This window comes from Onishia taeanensis (genome assembly GCF_013349955.1).
In the GTDB taxonomy this organism is placed as follows: domain Bacteria; phylum Pseudomonadota; class Gammaproteobacteria; order Pseudomonadales; family Halomonadaceae; genus Onishia; species Onishia taeanensis_B.
The window spans coordinates 1-15015 of record NZ_JABVXC010000008.1 but is presented as its reverse complement, the minus strand read 5'-3'; the positions used below and the strand labels follow the sequence as shown (position 1 = coordinate 15015).

Below are 15015 nucleotides of genomic sequence, written 5' to 3'. Positions count from 1 at the left end.
GTGCCTTGGCATTGCGCGTTCGACGCGTGCTGATGGCAGCTTGCGAGGCAGCAGTGGCCAGTATACAAGAGTCCCTGTGACGCGACCGCGACGCTCGCACAACTTAATGAACGACGCGTAACAAAACGACTCGGCGAACGACCAAAAGGAACCAAGATGCATAAGGGATGGTTGACGGGGATCCTGCTAGCAGGCCTGTTGGCGGGCTGCAGCAGTGCTCCAACACCGACGCATGATCAAAGCAGTGCGACGACAACCGCCTCGCCTGTAGTGGGGCCGCGCTGGAACCTACTGCTGCTGGGAACCAGTGAGCGCTGGACGCATCCCGACACTCCCTATTTCGAAGTGGAGCGTCAGGGCGGCCAGCTACGCCTGGTGGGCAGCAACGGCTGCAACCGCATAAGCGGCGCACTGCGTCTCGAGAGCGGCAACCGCTTCAGCGTCGAGGATCTGGCCTCGACGCGGATGGCGTGCGCCAACGGTAATGATGCACAGCGAGTCGAGGCGATGCTCAACGGCGCCTATCGTTACCTGATCGACCATGATCGACTGGTGCTGTTTGGCCGCGATAGTCGGGTATTGGGCGGCTTCAGGCGCGCCGATTGAGACTTGGCGCTGCCATGATGACGAGGCCGGCTGAACAGCCGGCCTCGTCGATTTCAGCTGCCGTTCTTTAAAGCTGCCGTTCAATTGCCTCGGAAAAAGAGCCGCATCGCCTTTTCGGCGAGCTGCGTCATACCCGAGACGACAGACGTGCAGAGTATCCAGGGGAGTACCAGCAGGGCAATGCTCAGTGCGCCGACGTAAACGTCGCTGAACCAGTGGGCACCTACCAGGATGCGTGGTGCGCTGAGGAGTACCACGGAGGCGATGCTCCAAAGAGCTAAGCGGCGTTTGGCGAAACGCATCATGAAGGCGGCGAAGATCATCACCATCAGCCCGTGATCGCCGGGAAAACTGTTACCGGCCTCATCCTTGGTGGGGATGGTAACGAGATCGGTCAGGCGAGTGGCCTGCTCGAAATAAAGCGTCGGGCTGGGATGGCCGTAAGTGATCGCCTCGTTGATGGCTACTGACACAAGGCCCGCAACCACTAGCATGACGACGCCGATGGCGACCCAGTGGAATAAACGGTTGGTGCGTCGGTCGGCGCGTATCGCCATGGTGAACAACAGGCCCAGCACGCCCAGCGATACCACGTCGAAGTAGCGGGTGTTGATGAGAGCCAGTATCTGGTTCCAGCGCATGTTCTCGGGGGTTAGCCAGCCATTGAACAGCCAGAAAAGCCGCGCGTCGAGCGCACTCCACAGGGTGCTGAGAGGCCAAATGGCCCAGCTGGCAAGAAGCAAGACGCCGGCCAAGTTGAAGGCCAGGATGCGTTTCAGGTTAATGCTGTCGGGTGACACGTTAACTCCCTCAAGAGTAATGGCGATGCCGTGGTGGGTAGGCGTCGGTGAGCTATGCAGCCAAGCGCCCTTGTTCGAGAGGCGGTTCGAGAGGCCGGTATTGCATAGCGTCTCTTGGGCCGAGGCGATGCTGAGTGACCCGAGATGGATACCGTTGACCGCGTGGGCGCCAACCATCAGACATGGCGCAGGCGGTTGGCACGGCAATCAGTCCGCGTTAAGGAGATGGTGGGTATAGTGGCACAATTTGTTAGCCGAATAATTGTTAGCCCGAGATTATAGGGCAAGGCAGGAATAGGTAACAGTGTTCGTAATCGCTCGGGCTGACGATTCACGCCATGTCCCTGTCGTTGCATCCGAGTCATTGCACGTGGTGGAGAAACGCAAACGACTCAGCCCCATCGAGGTGACGGGGCTGAGTGATCAAGGGTGAGATGACGCCTTAGCTAGGTGAAGCGGGCGCCTTTCGCGCTGCTCAAAGAGCGGCGATCTTGTCGCGTTGCTCGGTGAGTAGGGCGCGGGCGGCCTTGAAGTCAGCCAGCTTGTCGCGCTCCTTCTGCACCACGGCCTCCGGCGCCTTGGCGGTGAAGCTCTCGTTGCCGAGCTTCTTCTCGGTGCCGGTGATCAGCTTGTCCTGCTTTTCGATCTCCTTGCTGAGCCGCGCGAGTTCCACGTCCTTGTCGATCAAATCGGCCATCGGCACCAGCACTTCCATCTCGCCGACCAGTTGGGTGGCGCACAGCGGGGCGGTAGCCGGATCGTCGAGCCAGGTCACGCTCTCGAGCTTGGCGAGCTTCGCCAGGAAGCGGCGGTTGGCCTCCAGGCGCTCCCGGTCGCCGGCCTCGCCCTTGGTCAGCAGCACCTCGAGAGCCTTGCCCGGTGCGATGTTCATCTCGGCTCGGATATTACGCACGGCGACGATCACGCCCTTCAGCCACTCGATATCGCGGGTCGCCTGCTCGTCGATCTTGTCCTGCTCGGCCTGGGGCCAGGGCTGGGTCATGATCGAGGGCGAGGCGGAGGTGTCTATGCCCGCCAGCGGTGCCACCCTCTGCCAGATCTCCTCGGAGATGTAGGGCATCATCGGGTGCGCCAGGCGCAGGATGGCTTCCAGCACCCGCACCAGGGTGCGGCGGGTGCCGCGCTTGGCGGCATCGCTGGCCGCTTCGTCCCACAGCACCGGCTTGGAGAGCTCCAGGTACCAGTCGCAGTACTCGTTCCAGACGAAGTCATAAAGCGCCTGGGAGGCGTGGTCGAAGCGGAATTCTTCCAGCGCCTTGGTGACCTGGGACTCGGTCTGCTGCAGACGCGAGATGATGAAACGGTCGGCCAGCGACAGTTCTATCTCTGCCTGAGAATCGAGCCCCGTGTCCTGGCCCTCGGCGTTCATCAGCACGTAGCGCGAGGCGTTCCACAGCTTGTTGCAGAAGTTGCGGTAGCCGTCCAGGCGACCCATGTCGAACTTGATGTCGCGCCCGGTGGTGGCCTGGGACAGGAAGGTGAAGCGCAGCGCGTCGGTGCCGTGGGGCTCGATGCCCTCGCTGAACTCGCCTCGGGTGGCCTTGGCGATCGCCTTGGCCTTCTGCGGCTGCATCATGTTGCCGGTGCGCTTCTCGACCAGGTCGTCGAGGCTGATGCCGTCGATCAGGTCGATGGGATCCAGCACGTTGCCCTTCGACTTGGACATCTTCTGGCCCTGAGCGTCGCGTACCAGGCCGTGGACGTAGACCTGCTTGAAGGGCACCTCGCCGGTGAACTTCAGCGTCATCATGATCATCCGGGCGACCCAGAAGAAGATGATGTCGAAGCCGGTGACCAGCACGCTCGACGGGTGGAAGGTGGCCAGTTCCGGCGTCTGTTCGGGCCAGCCCAGGGTGCCGAAGGTCCACAGTCCGGAGCTGAACCAGGTGTCCAGCACGTCTTCGTCCTGAGTGAGCGCGATGTCGGCATCGAGGCCGTGCTTGTCGCGCACTTCCGCCTCGGTGCGGCCGACGTAGACCTTGCCCTCGGCGTCGTACCAGGCCGGGATGCGGTGGCCCCACCACAGCTGGCGGGAGATACACCAGTCCTGCAGGTCGCGCATCCAGGCGAAGTACATGTTTTCGTAGTTCTTGGGCACGAACTCGATGTCGCCGTTCTCGACCGCGGCGATGGCCGGCTTGGCCAGTTCCTCGACGGCGACGAACCACTGATCGGTGAGCAGCGGCTCGATGACATCACCGGAACGGTCGCCGTAGGGCAGGGTGTTGGTAACGGCCTCGACTTTCTCGAGCAGGCCCGCGGCTTCCATGTCGGCGACCAGCGCCTCGCGGGCAGCGAAGCGGTCGAGCCCTGAGTAGGCGGCCGGTAGGCTGGCGTCTTCGTCAGGCTGTGGACGGCCCTGCAGGTCGAAGATCTCGGCGCGCTCGCGGATCTTGGCGTCCTGAGTCATCACGTTGATCAGCAGGTGTCCCTGGCGCTTGCCGACCTCATAGTCATTGAAGTCGTGGGCCGGGGTGATCTTCACACAGCCCGAGCCCTTGTCCATGTCGGCATGCTCGTCGGCGACGATAGGGATGCGCCGGCCTACCAGCGGCAGCGTGATGAACTTGCCGATCAGCGAGGCGAAGCGCGGATCCTTGGGGTTGACCGCCACGCCGGTGTCGCCGAGCAGGGTCTCGGGACGGGTGGTGGCGACGATCAGGTGATCGCGGCCGTCATCGGTGGTCACGCCGTCGGCCAGCGGGTAGCGGAAATGCCAGAACTGGCCCTGCTGCTCGCGGTTTTCGACCTCGAGATCGGAAATAGCGGTGTGTAGGGTCGGGTCCCAGTTGACCAGGCGCTTGCCGCGATAGATCAGGTTTTCTTCATAGAGACGCACGAAGACTTCCTGCACCGCCTTGTAGAAGCCATCGTCCATGGTGAAGCGCTCGCGGCTCCAGTCGACGCTGGCGCCCATGCGGCGTAGTTGGCGGGTGATGTGCCCGCCGGATTCCTGCTTCCATTCCCAAATCTTGTCGGTGAAGGCTTCGCGCCCGAGGTCGTGGCGGCTCTTGCCTTCCTCGGCGGCGACCTTGCGCTCCACCAGCATCTGGGTGGCGATACCGGCGTGGTCGGTGCCTACCTGCCACAGGGTGTTGTTGCCCTGCATCCGCTTCCAGCGCGTCAGGGTGTCCATGATGGTGTCCTGGAAGGCATGGCCCATGTGCAGGCTACCGGTCACGTTGGGCGGCGGAATCATGATCGAGAAGGGCTTGCCCTCGCCGGACGGCGCGAAGCGGTTGTCGGCTTCCCAGCGCTGGTACCAGCGGGTTTCGATCTGTTCGGGTTGGTAGGTCTTGTCCATTGCAAACTCTGCCTGAAGAAGTGCTGCCTGAAAGGAGGAGCGACGCCGGACCGTGTTCGATCGGCGTGGAAAGCGCGAAAAATGGGCCCGATTATAGCTTGCCGGGGCGCGCGCGTCATGACCGCTGGGCGCACCGCGGGCGGAGAAGGGGGCGAGCGACATGATGACGCCTGGTGTGTTTCAGTCCGGGGCGCGCTCAGTCCGGGGCACGTTAGCCTTGGGCTGGCAGGTGGTGAGGCGTCACCGGATAGCCGCGCTGCTTGTAGATGCGCCAGCACTCGCGCTTGGCGGTGAGCACGTCCTGATGCTGGTTGATGATCTCGGCGACCCGAGAGAAGCGCGAGAACCACTCGGGGATCTCCGGGTGCAGGTTGAGCATCGCCATGTCGGGGTCCATCTCCCGAGCCGGATCCGGCGGGCCCTGCCAGCCGATGGTCACCGGTACCGTGGCCGCCATCTCGCTGCCGATCACCGCATGGGGCAGGTAGCTCTCGGGCTTGAAGGTCCACAGCCGCTCATCGATGAGCTTGGCCATGGCCTCGTCCTCGGCGTGCAGGTGCAGCCGGAAGCCCTTGCGATGGATGGTCTCGGCGAGCCGGCAGGCGAAGCCGAGCCGGGCGTCGAGGGTGGTATCGGGGAGAATGTAGAAATCGATCTGGGTCATGAGACTCCGTCTAAAACGGACTGCGCTTGGCCATACGGCGTTAAAAATCGGCTCGCACGCGAGCCCGGTCAAGATACTCATTTAACAAGCTGTAAACTGGTGCGCCAGCCCGGTCCGCTCTTTCGCCGATTTTTGCCTTTTCTGGCCTTCGCTCGTCGGCGTTTTATCTCGGAGTCTTGGGAGGTAAAGGAGCAGCCTGGGCGGCGAGGCGGGCTCGGGGGAGGGCGATGTGAGGGTCTTTTGCCATGGATGGCAAAAGTAGCGCCCAGGGACGGGTTCACCGCGCCCTCACGGAGCTCTCACCGAGCCCTGCCGTCGGGCAGGTCACCACCCTCATCGGGCCTCGAGGGGGTGGTGAGGTGTGGCTCAGGCCAGGCGGGTCATCCAGCCGCGGGTATCCTCGCGACGACCGTACTGCAGGTCGAGCAGCTGGCTGCGCAGGCGCTTGGCGATCGGGTTGCCGTTATCACCGGCCAGACGGATGCTGCCGTCCTCGGTGACCAGCTCGCCCACCGGCGTAATGACAGCGGCGGTACCGCAGGCGAACACCTCGGTGATCTCGCCGGACGCCGCGCCCTCGCGCCATTCGTCGATGCTGATGGCGCGCTCTTCCGGGGTCAGACCCTCGTCGGCGGCCATCTCGAGAATGGAGCCGCGGGTCACGCCCTCGAGGATAGTATCGGTGAGGCGCGGCGTGACGATGCGACCGTCCTTGTAAACGAAGAACAGGTTCATGCCGCCGAGCTCTTCGATCCACTTGTTCTCGACGGCATCCAGGAAGGCCACCTGGCTGCACTCATGGCTGGCGGCTTCCTTCTGGGCGGCCAACGAGGCGGCGTAGTTGCCACCGCACTTGGCGAAGCCGGTGCCGCCGGGGGCGGCGCGCTTGTAGTGCGAGGACAGCCAGATCGACACCGGCGCCACGCCGCCCTTGAAATAGGCGGCGGCCGGAGAGGCGATCACGTAGTAGTCGACTTCCTTGGACGGGCGCACGCCGAGGAAGCTCTCGCTGGCGATCATGAAGGGGCGCAGGTAGAGGCTTGATTCTTCACCCTCATGGGCCGGTGTCGGCACCCAGTCGCTGTCCTGCTCGAGCAGGGCCTTCAGCGAGCCGATGAAGGTCTCGTCGTCGAGTTCCGGCAGGGCCAGGCGGCGCGCGCTGCGACGGAAGCGCTCGGCGTTCTTCTCCGGTCGGAAGGTCCACACCGAGCCGTCGGCATGACGATAGGCCTTGATGCCTTCGAAAATTTCCTGGGCGTAATGCAGCACGGCGGCGGCTGGGTCCAGGGTCAGAGGGCCGTAGGGGCGCACTTCATTGCCGTGCCAGCCGGCGCTTTCTGTCCAGCGCACGTGGGCCATGTGGTCGGAGAAGTACTGACCGAACCCGGGGCTCTCGAGGATGGTGTCGCGGATTTGAGGGGCCGTCGGGTGGGCAGTCGGCCGAACGTCGAAGCCTGAAGGGGTCACAGGAGGTTCTCCATAGCAGCAGTAGGCATGCGGGGCCTGATCGTGTTCGAGGAACGGGGTTCTATCGTATAAGGCAGCGGGCCGGGAGATCCCGGCCCGCCATACCTAAACGCTAGCACGCCGCTAGGGCGATGCGAAGCCTCAGTCGTTGCTGGCCATGGCCTCGACGAGTTCGGTCTCGCGGTCGAGCAGATACTGAGTCAGCAGGCCCACCGGGCGGCCGCTGGCGCCTTTCTGCTTGCCGGAGTCCCAGGCGGTGCCGGCGATGTCCAGGTGCGCCCAGGGATACTTGTCCGTGAAGCGTGACAGGAAGCAGCCCGCGGTGATGGTGCCTGCCGGGCGGCCGCCGATATTGGCCAGGTCGGCGAAGTTGGAATCGAGCTGTTCCTGATACTCGTCCCACAGCGGCAGGTGCCAGGCGCGGTCCCAGGCGGTCTCGCCAGCATCCAGTATATCGAGCGCCAGATCGTCGTCATTGGACAGCAGGCCGGTGGCATGGTGGCCAAGCCCGATGATGACGGCGCCGGTCAGGGTGGCGATGTCGAGCACGCTGGCCGGTTCGAAGCGCTCGGCGTAGGTCAGAGCATCGCACAGCACCAGACGGCCCTCGGCGTCGGTGTTGAGCACCTCGACCGTCAGCCCCTTGAGGGTCTTGATGATGTCGCCGGGCTTGGTGGCGCGGCCATCGGGCATGTTCTCGGCGGAGGCGACGATCGCCACCAGGTTGATCTTGGGCTTGATGGCAAGCGTCGACTTGACGGTGCCGAACACGCTGGCCGCACCGCACATGTCGAACTTCATCTCGTCCATGCCGGCGCCGGGCTTCAGCGAGATGCCGCCGGAATCGAAGGTGATGCCCTTGCCGACCAGCACATGGGGGGCCTCATCCGGGTCGTCGGCGCCCTGGTACTTCATCACGATCAGTCGCGAGGGCTCTTCGCTGCCGTGGCCGACTGAGAGCAGCGAATGAGCGCCGAGTGCTTCCAGGGCCTCTTCGTCGAGAATCTCGGCGGTAAGCGCGCCTTTGGAGTCCGCTGCCAGCTGCTCGGCCTGGCCAGCGAGGTAGCGCGGCGTGCAGATATTGCCCGGCAGGTTGCCCAGGGTGCGGGTATAGTTCATGCCTTCGCCGATGGCGGCACCGACACGGGCGCCTTCCTTGGCCTTGGCTGAGTCGTCGCTCTCGCTGACCAGCAGGGTCACTTGCTCGAGGCGCGGGGCCGGGGCGGGGGAAGACTTGAACTCGGTGAAGCGATAGATGCTGCGGGTGGCGGCCTCACTGATCATGCGCGCCTTCCACTGGGTATCGCGATGCGGCACCGGCACGTCGGTCAGGGCGACACTAGCCTCACTGGCCGGCAACTCCGACAGGGCCGCAAAGGTGGCGTCCAGTGCCTTGCGAAAGCTGCCTTCGTTGCACTTGTCGCGCTCACCGAGGCCTACCAGCAGCAGCCGGTCGGCATTGAGGCCGGGAGCGAAGGGAATCATCTGCACCTTGCCAAGATCGGCGCTGAAGTCGCCGCGCTCGATCAGCTGGCCGATCAGGCGCTCGCTGGCATCGTTTAGCTTGGCGGCCGCCGGCAGCAGGTCGCCGTCCTTGAACACCGGAAGGGCGAGGCAGGCCGTTTCGACCTTGGCCGGGTTGGCCGTCTGAACAGGGAATTCCATGGCGTCTCCACAAGACAAGCGAAGGGGGATTCTGGATAATGCCGGCACGACAGGGTGCGCCGTGACCGATATCCCAGTGTACGCAATGCAGTGGCGCATTGCATGGGGGCGACACCAGGACATCCCGCCACGCTGAACGGGAAGCCGGCACCAGCACAGGGCATGTGTCGCCAGTCGATGCGGCCTGCCGGGAGACACGGGAGACCGTCTTGATCATTTTTCGTTACCTGACCCGCGAGATCCTGCAGACCATGGCCGCAGTGGCCGGGGTGCTGCTGCTAGTGATCATGGGCAGTCGCTTCATTCGCTACTTTACCAGTGCCGCCGACGGCGAGATCCCGGCCAGCATTCTCGGCACCTTGATGATATATCATCTGCCGGGTTTCCTGGAGCTGATCCTGCCGCTGGCCTTCTTCCTGGGCATATTGCTGGCCTATGGACAGCTCTATCTCAACAGCGAGATCACCGTGCTGGTGGCCTGTGGCATGAGTCCCAACCGGCTGCTCAAGATCAGCTTGCTGCCGGCCACTCTGGTGGCGGTGATGGTGGGCGTGTGCAGCCTTTGGCTGACGCCGGCCGGTGCGGACCACAACGAGACGCTGATCGAAGAGCAGAAGAGCCGGCTCGATTTCGGTGCCCTGGCACCGGGGCGTTTTCAGGACTTCGGCAATGGCCGCACTGCCTATACCGAGTCCTTCAATCAGGACCAGACTCGCATGCAGGAAGTGTTTATCAGCGAGCGTCAGCGGCGCAGTGACGGCACGCCCAGCAACGTGGTGACGCGAGCGGCCGAGGGCTACCAGGCCCGCGACGAGGAAACCGACAGTCGCTTTCTGGTACTCAGTGATGGCCTGCGCTATAGCGTCGACCCCGGTAACCCGGTGGCCGAACGGCTGGCTTTTGAGACCTACGCAGTGCGCCTGTCGTCGAATCAGGCCCCACGCGCCGATGACGACCCCGAACTCGCCAGCACGCCCGAGCTACTCGAGCGCGGCACGCCACCGGCCGCGGCGCAGTTGCAGTGGCGGCTGTCGATGCCGCTGATGGTGCTGGTACTGACCCTGATCGCCCAGCCGCTGTCGAAGGTCAATCCGCGTCAGGGCCGCTTCGGCAAGCTGTTGCCGGCTATTTTTCTGCACATCGCCTACCTGAGCCTGTTGCTGACCGCCAAGGACGCCATCGCTCAAGGTAGTCTGCCGATGGCCGTGGGCATGTGGCCGATTCATCTGACATTTCTGGTGCTTGGGCTGTGGTTGCTGCGTCGCTCGCGGCGGGCGGGAGTGAACTGATGCTGCTCGATCGTCTCGACCGTTACATTGCCCGCAATGTGTTGGCGGCAATTTTTGTGGTGCAGGTGGTGCTGCTGGGCCTCGACCTGGTCATCACCTACATCAATGATTTGGGTGACGTCGAAGGCGGCTATGGCGCTTTCGACGTGCTGATCTACCTGATCATGCGGCTGCCTCATCGCTTCTATCAGTATGCTCCGGTGGGGGTACTGATCGGCTCGCTGATCGGTCTTGGCAGCATGGCGACCAGCAATGAGCTGACCGTGATGCGTGCCGCGGGGCGCTCGCTGACTCGCATTCTGTGGGGAGTGATGAAGCCGGTAATCCTTATCGTGCTGATTCTGTTGGTGATCGCCGAGTTCGTCAGCCCACGCACCGAGCAATTCGCCTCGGCCTGGCGTCTTGAGCAGGCGCAGGGCGAGGGAGCCCTGGTGACCGAGCGAGGAGGCTGGCAGCGAGAGGGCGACAGCGTCTATCGCTTTGGCGCCATCCGCTCCGATGACACCGTCCTTGACCTGACGCGCTACCGCTTCGACAACCGCGAACTCATCTCGGCGACCCATGCCTCCCAGGCTGCCTGGGAAGAAGATCACTGGGTGCTCAATAATGTCGATATCACCCGCTTCTTCGAGGATCGTACCGAGGTCGAGCGTCACGCGCGTCTGCAATGGCAGACCGACCTGACCCCCGATCAGCTCAACCGTCTGTTGCGGGATGTTGATAGTCAGGCGCCCAGCGAGCTATGGGCCTACGCGCGCTATCTCGAGAGCCAGGGCCAGGAGGCCACCCAGCCGCTGCTGTACTTCTGGCAGAAACTGTTGCTGCCGTTGACGCTGGGCTCGCTGGTACTGATCGCCGCCTCGTTCGTGTTCGGCCCACTGCGTAGCGTGGCTGCGGGAACGCGAGTTTTTTACGGTGTCATCACCGGGCTCTCCTTCAAGTATCTGCAGGACCTACTGGCGCCGGCCTCCACGGTGTTCGGCTTCTCGCCGGTCTGGGCGGTGCTGGGGCCGACGCTGGTGTGTGCCGTGCTGGGGCTCTATATGCTGCGACGTAGTGGCTAGGCAAACAGTCCCGGCGTCTCGGCCGTCGCTTTTTCTGTTGTCCTCGTGCCAGGAGTGCCCATGCGCAAACGCTTTGCCGACCTGGATCAGACCTGGCCTGCGGGCCTGGGCCGCCGACTCGGTGCCATGATCTATGATGCGCTGATTCTGATGGCGGTCTGGATGCTGCTGGGCTTCGTGGCGGTGGCCATCAACGACGGCGAAGCCAACACCTCGCCGCTGTTCCACAGCCTGCTGTTCGTGGCCACCTTCGCCTTCTTTGCCTTCTTCTGGATGCGCGGCGGCATGACGCTTGGCATGCAGGCCTGGCGGCTGCGCGTCGAGACGCCGGAAGGCCTCTCGCTGACGCTGCCTCAGTGCCTGATGCGCTTCCTCGTTGCGGGCATCTCCTTTGCGGCGCTTGGTTTGGGGTACTGGTGGGTGCTCATCGACGGCGAGCGCCGTGGTTGGTCGGATATCGCCTCGGGTTCGCGGGTAGTGGTGGTGCCCCAGTCCGGCAAGAATAAGCCCAATAAGAACGAGCCCGGCAAGCAGGGCTAGCGGCCTGACCGGCAGTCGCTCAGACGGCGTTCTGGAAGGCCTCTAAGCAGGTTGTCGATTTTGTGGCTGGCAACGTCTTGCAATTCCCCATGCGAATCATTTACATTCACCTCAATGCCGATAGCGAGGTGGTGTGATGTACGTGTGTCTTTGCAAGGGCGTGTCTGACCGGATGATCCGCAATGCCGTCAGCGACGGTGCCCGCAGCTGGAGTGAGGTGCGCGAGCGTACCGAGTGCGCTACCCAATGCGGCAAGTGCGCCTGCATGGCCAAGACGATTACGCGTGAAGCTATCACCGAAGAAATGCTGTCGCCTGATCTGGCCTACGCGGTCTAGCAAAGTCTGGCGTTGCCCGGTAACTCCTCGCTGTTAAACGCTTTCGTCCGCGTTCGCATCGCCTTCTCAGTTGTCAGCCATTCCCCTTTAACATCCTGTCCTGATTCGACTTTTTCCATTTTCTAATGGATACTTCCCTCTTTGCGGGCCAGCCAAGGCTGTCCCAATGTTTCAGCGTTCGCCGGCCCCTGGCGAACCCGACTTCGGGAGAGTGGCAATGAAAGGTGATGCTAAGGTCATCCAGTATCTCAACACCGTGCTCGGCAACGAGCTGGTAGCCATCAACCAGTACTACCTGCATGCCAAGATGTATCAGGACTGGGGCTTGGCCGCGCTGGGCAAGTGGGAGTACGAGGAATCCATCGAAGAGATGAAGCACGCCGATACCCTGATCGAGCGTATCCTCTTCCTCGAGGGCCTGCCCAACCTGCAGGACTACGGCAAGCTGATGATCGGCGAGAACACTCGCGAAATGCTCGAGTGCGATCTCAAGCTCGAGCACAAGGCCCACACTGATCTCAAGGACGCCATCGCGCATTGCGAGCAGGTGCGTGATTACACCAGCCGTGACCTGTTCCAGAAGATCCTCGACGACGAGGAGGAGCACATCGATCACCTCGAGACCGAGCTTGGCCTGATCGATGCGGTAGGCATCCAGAACTACCTGCAGAAGCAGATGCACAAGGCGGATTGATTCGCCCTAAAACACGAAAGGCGCCCCGCGGGGCGCCTTTCGTGTTTTAGGGGAGAGCTCTTCGGGGATAGAGTCGGTGAGAGCCCCAGGAGCGAGGCCGAGCGCCGACTCAGTCGAAGGCCTTCTCCAGCGCGAAGCGTGGCACCGGCTCGCCCTGCACCTCGACGCTCTCGCAGAACATCCCGAGCGGGCGGACCCACAGGCCGTAATCTCCGTAGAGCGCCCGATAGACCACCAGCGCTTCCTCGCTCTCGCTGTGCTGGGCCACGCCCATCACCTCGTAGCGGGCGCCCTTGTAGTGGACATAGATGCCCGGTACCGGGCGCGGGGATTCATTAGCGATCATCGGAAGACTCCTCGAGGGTTGTGGCCGTGGCTGGATCTGGGCTGGTGGTGCCTGCCGAGGGGCTTGCCGCGTCACGCTTGGCCTGGCGCGCCAGACGCTCCATCACCCGGGCGGCGGCGGCAAAGCCGAAGGCGCCGGTCACGAAGGTGGCAGCGCCGAACCCGCTGGCGCAATCCAGGCGGGTGCTCTCGCCGTCGGATGGCTTGGTGTGGCAGACCTCGCCGTCGGCGCCGGGATAGACCAGTTGTTCGTCGGAATACACACACTCGACGCTGAAGCGACGCTTGGGGTTGCGCGAGAAGCCGTAGTCGCGGCGCAGCCGGGCGCGCACCTTGGCGAGCAGCGGGTCATGCTCGGTGCGAGTCAGGTCGGCGATGCGGATGCGGGTCGGGTCGAGCTGGCCGCCGGCGGCGCCGGTCACGGTCAGGCCCAGCTTGCGTCGCTTGCACCAGGCGATCAGCGCCGCCTTGGCGATCACGCTGTCGATGGCATCGACCACATGATCGGCGTCGGCGGGAATGCGCTCGGCCAGGTTGGTCGGGGTGACAAAGGCCGTGTCGGCGACCACCTCGATGCCCGGTGAGATCGCCCGGCAGCGCTCGGCCAGCACCTCGACCTTGGGTCGTCCGATGGTGCCGTCCAGCGCATGTAGCTGGCGGTTGACGTTGGACACGCAGACATCGTCGAGGTCGATCAGCGTCAGCTTTCCGATGCCGGAGCGGGCCAGGGCTTCCACCGTCCAGCTACCCACGCCACCGACGCCGACCACCACCACATGGGCGTGGCGGAAGTGGGCGGCGGCGCGCTGGCCATAGAGGCGCCGAATGCCGCCGAAGCGGAAGTCGTAGTCGGCATCAGCAAGAGTCGGGTCGGTGTCGGTCATGGCGTCGGCATCGCTGCTTGAGTCGTTGACGGTACGGTATCGGCCTTGTCGAAGCGGTGGCCATGGCGGGGCAGGTGGGCGCTCCAGCCGAAGCGTTCGAATAGCTGCGTCATGTCGTCCTCCAGGCCGGCGCTCACGGTCAGGCGTTCGCCGAGCACGGGATGCTCGAAGCTCAGCTCCACCGCCGCCAACAAGAGCCGGTGGGTGTCCAGGTTCTCGCTGAAGAAGCGGTTATGGTTGCCCTTGCCGTGCCTGGCATCGCCGATGATCGGATAGCCGCGCCGCGACAGGTGGCGACGGATCTGGTGGCGGCGCCCGGTCAGTGGCCGCGCCTCCATCAGCGAATAGCGCGCGCTGGGGTAACGGTCGACCCGCACCGGCAGTTCGACGCTGTCCAGGCGCCGCACCTCGGTGGCCGCCTCCATTGCCGGCATTTCCGCCTTGGGCCGGCGGCCGTCTTCCTCACGCAGCGCATAGTCGATGCACTCGGCCTCCGGCCCCTGGCCGCGGACCACCGCCAGGTAGCGCTTGCTGATCCGCTGTTCGGCGAAGGCCTCGCCGAGGGGGCGCGCGATCTCCGAAGAAAGCGCAAACACCAGCACCCCGGAGGTCGGTCGGTCGAGGCGGTGCACCGGGTAAACGTGGCGGCCGAGCTGGTCGCGCAGCATCTGCAGCGCGAAGCGCGTTTCGCCGCGAGCAAGCGCCGTGCGATGCACCAAGAGCCCCGAAGGCTTGGCGATGACGACCAGGGCATCGTCCTGATACAGAATGGGAAGCGGTGTAGACATGAAACGACTGCGGCCGAAAAAGGGCGCCCATTGTCGCCGCTTGGCGTGGGGATGTCATCCGCCGGGTGGGTTCTGACCGGGGAGTAAGGCCCGACGTCTTGTCTGCCTCCATATGCCTTTATTCATGGCCTATCCACGACCAAGGAATCATGCCTAGCGTTGATCCAGCGCAGGAGAAAATCATGCCTCGGTGTTAGGCTGAACATTAGAAAACCAAGAACAGCCTAATGACACCCCCCATACGCAGGGAGCCTCACATGGCAACGGCTTGCTCCGCGCATTGCATCACCTTGCTCGCTGACATTAGCCGTGCCGCGTGCGTCTCGATTGGTGGTATGGCCGAAGCGGAGTGGTGTTATATAGCCACGCCAACGAAAATTCATATAAAAAGCAATAATTTGTTGTGGCGGTATAAGAATATTGAACGCGCGTATTCGTTCAAGTCAATAAACGAGCGCGCTGTCTAATACCTGTTGAACTAAACCGCTTCGCGGTAGCTGTCGTCGAATCCTGTCTTTCGCCTCATCGAACCACACTGTTCCTTGAC

General features: G+C 63.3%; 14 protein-coding genes. 6 read left to right on the top strand and 8 right to left on the bottom strand.

Going from position 1 to position 15015, the window contains the following annotated elements; translation table 11 throughout:
• The first annotated feature begins 156 nt into the window (after positions 1-156).
• The gene (locus HUS66_RS10570; protein WP_175070881.1) at positions 157-606 is read left to right on the top strand and encodes an META domain-containing protein; all 450 of its coding nucleotides are present in this window, start codon (positions 157-159) and stop codon (positions 604-606) included.
• Between the two features lie 80 nt (positions 607-686).
• On the opposite strand, the gene HUS66_RS10565 is transcribed toward HUS66_RS10570, so the two are convergent.
• The 5 genes from HUS66_RS10565 to HUS66_RS10545 all read right to left on the bottom strand — a co-directional run bounded on the left by HUS66_RS10565 (position 687) and on the right by HUS66_RS10545 (position 8527).
• Positions 687-1583 (bottom strand): phosphatase PAP2 family protein, encoded by an 897-nt coding sequence (locus tag HUS66_RS10565; RefSeq protein ID WP_217487988.1) that lies wholly within the window; start codon positions 1581-1583, stop codon positions 687-689.
• A gap of 298 nt (positions 1584-1881) precedes the next feature.
• Positions 1882-4731, bottom strand: coding sequence for a valine--tRNA ligase (locus HUS66_RS10560; RefSeq protein ID WP_175070880.1), 2850 nt, complete (start codon positions 4729-4731; stop codon positions 1882-1884).
• Positions 4732-4942: 211 nt separating this feature from the next.
• Positions 4943-5395, bottom strand: a complete 453-nt coding sequence (locus tag HUS66_RS10555; RefSeq protein ID WP_175070879.1) for a DNA polymerase III subunit chi — start codon at positions 5393-5395, stop codon at positions 4943-4945.
• A 366-nt stretch (positions 5396-5761) separates the two neighbouring features.
• Positions 5762-6862 (bottom strand): branched-chain amino acid aminotransferase, encoded by a 1101-nt coding sequence (locus tag HUS66_RS10550; RefSeq protein WP_175070878.1) that lies wholly within the window; start codon positions 6860-6862, stop codon positions 5762-5764.
• Positions 6863-7003: 141 nt separating this feature from the next.
• Positions 7004-8527 (bottom strand): leucyl aminopeptidase, encoded by a 1524-nt coding sequence (locus tag HUS66_RS10545; protein ID WP_175070877.1) that lies wholly within the window; start codon positions 8525-8527, stop codon positions 7004-7006.
• Between the two features lie 209 nt (positions 8528-8736).
• Between HUS66_RS10545 and lptF the strand changes: the two genes are divergently transcribed.
• From lptF to bfr, 5 genes are all read left to right on the top strand, one after another.
• The gene (gene lptF / locus HUS66_RS10540) at positions 8737-9816 is read left to right on the top strand and encodes an LPS export ABC transporter permease LptF (RefSeq protein ID WP_175070876.1); all 1080 of its coding nucleotides are present in this window, start codon (positions 8737-8739) and stop codon (positions 9814-9816) included.
• Complete coding sequence (lptG, locus tag HUS66_RS10535) at positions 9816-10880, top strand: LPS export ABC transporter permease LptG (RefSeq protein ID WP_175070875.1); 1065 nt, start codon at positions 9816-9818, stop codon at positions 10878-10880. Before lptF ends, lptG begins: the two co-directional genes overlap by 1 nt.
• Positions 10881-10940: 60 nt before the next feature.
• On the top strand, positions 10941-11420 hold the full coding sequence (locus HUS66_RS10530; protein ID WP_175070874.1) for an RDD family protein: 480 nt from the start codon (positions 10941-10943) through the stop codon (positions 11418-11420).
• A gap of 136 nt (positions 11421-11556) precedes the next feature.
• Positions 11557-11757: a (2Fe-2S)-binding protein gene (locus tag HUS66_RS10525; RefSeq protein WP_175070873.1), complete on the top strand. Its 201-nt coding sequence runs from the start codon at positions 11557-11559 to the stop codon at positions 11755-11757.
• A 217-nt stretch (positions 11758-11974) separates the two neighbouring features.
• Complete coding sequence (gene bfr, locus HUS66_RS10520; RefSeq protein WP_175070872.1) at positions 11975-12451, top strand: bacterioferritin; 477 nt, start codon at positions 11975-11977, stop codon at positions 12449-12451.
• Between the two features lie 109 nt (positions 12452-12560).
• On the opposite strand, the gene HUS66_RS10515 is transcribed toward bfr, so the two are convergent.
• Genes HUS66_RS10515 through HUS66_RS10505 form a run of 3 tightly spaced genes read right to left on the bottom strand, consistent with a single transcriptional unit; the run spans position 12561 to position 14468 of the window.
• Entirely contained in the window at positions 12561-12797 is a 237-nt protein-coding gene (locus HUS66_RS10515) for a DUF1653 domain-containing protein (RefSeq protein ID WP_175070871.1), read from the bottom strand.
• A complete protein-coding gene (tcdA, locus tag HUS66_RS10510) occupies positions 12787-13680 on the bottom strand; it encodes a tRNA cyclic N6-threonylcarbamoyladenosine(37) synthase TcdA (protein ID WP_175070870.1) in 894 nt (297 codons plus the stop codon). The genes HUS66_RS10515 and tcdA overlap by 11 nt, the downstream gene beginning before the upstream one ends.
• Positions 13677-14468: a pseudouridine synthase gene (locus tag HUS66_RS10505; protein WP_175070869.1), complete on the bottom strand. Its 792-nt coding sequence runs from the start codon at positions 14466-14468 to the stop codon at positions 13677-13679. The genes tcdA and HUS66_RS10505 overlap by 4 nt, the downstream gene beginning before the upstream one ends.
• Positions 14469-15015: the final 547 nt, after the last annotated feature.

Bases quoted from the DNA above. Each gene is read 5' to 3' on its own strand.
- HUS66_RS10565 (WP_217487988.1), bottom strand. From the start codon at position 1,583: ATGGTTGGCGCCCACGCGGTCAACGGTATCCATCTCGGGTCACTCAGC.
- HUS66_RS10530 (WP_175070874.1), top strand. From the start codon at position 10,941: ATGCGCAAACGCTTTGCCGACCTGGATCAGACCTGGCCTGCGGGCCTG.
- lptG (WP_175070875.1), top strand. From the start codon at position 9,816: ATGCTGCTCGATCGTCTCGACCGTTACATTGCCCGCAATGTGTTGGCG.
- HUS66_RS10545 (WP_175070877.1), bottom strand. From the start codon at position 8,527: ATGGAATTCCCTGTTCAGACGGCCAACCCGGCCAAGGTCGAAACGGCC.
- HUS66_RS10525 (WP_175070873.1), top strand. From the start codon at position 11,557: ATGTACGTGTGTCTTTGCAAGGGCGTGTCTGACCGGATGATCCGCAAT.
- HUS66_RS10560 (WP_175070880.1), bottom strand. From the start codon at position 4,731: ATGGACAAGACCTACCAACCCGAACAGATCGAAACCCGCTGGTACCAG.
- HUS66_RS10515 (WP_175070871.1), bottom strand. From the start codon at position 12,797: ATGATCGCTAATGAATCCCCGCGCCCGGTACCGGGCATCTATGTCCAC.
- HUS66_RS10555 (WP_175070879.1), bottom strand. From the start codon at position 5,395: ATGACCCAGATCGATTTCTACATTCTCCCCGATACCACCCTCGACGCC.
- tcdA (WP_175070870.1), bottom strand. From the start codon at position 13,680: ATGACCGACACCGACCCGACTCTTGCTGATGCCGACTACGACTTCCGC.
- HUS66_RS10505 (WP_175070869.1), bottom strand. From the start codon at position 14,468: ATGTCTACACCGCTTCCCATTCTGTATCAGGACGATGCCCTGGTCGTC.
- HUS66_RS10570 (WP_175070881.1), top strand. From the start codon at position 157: ATGCATAAGGGATGGTTGACGGGGATCCTGCTAGCAGGCCTGTTGGCG.
- bfr (WP_175070872.1), top strand. From the start codon at position 11,975: ATGAAAGGTGATGCTAAGGTCATCCAGTATCTCAACACCGTGCTCGGC.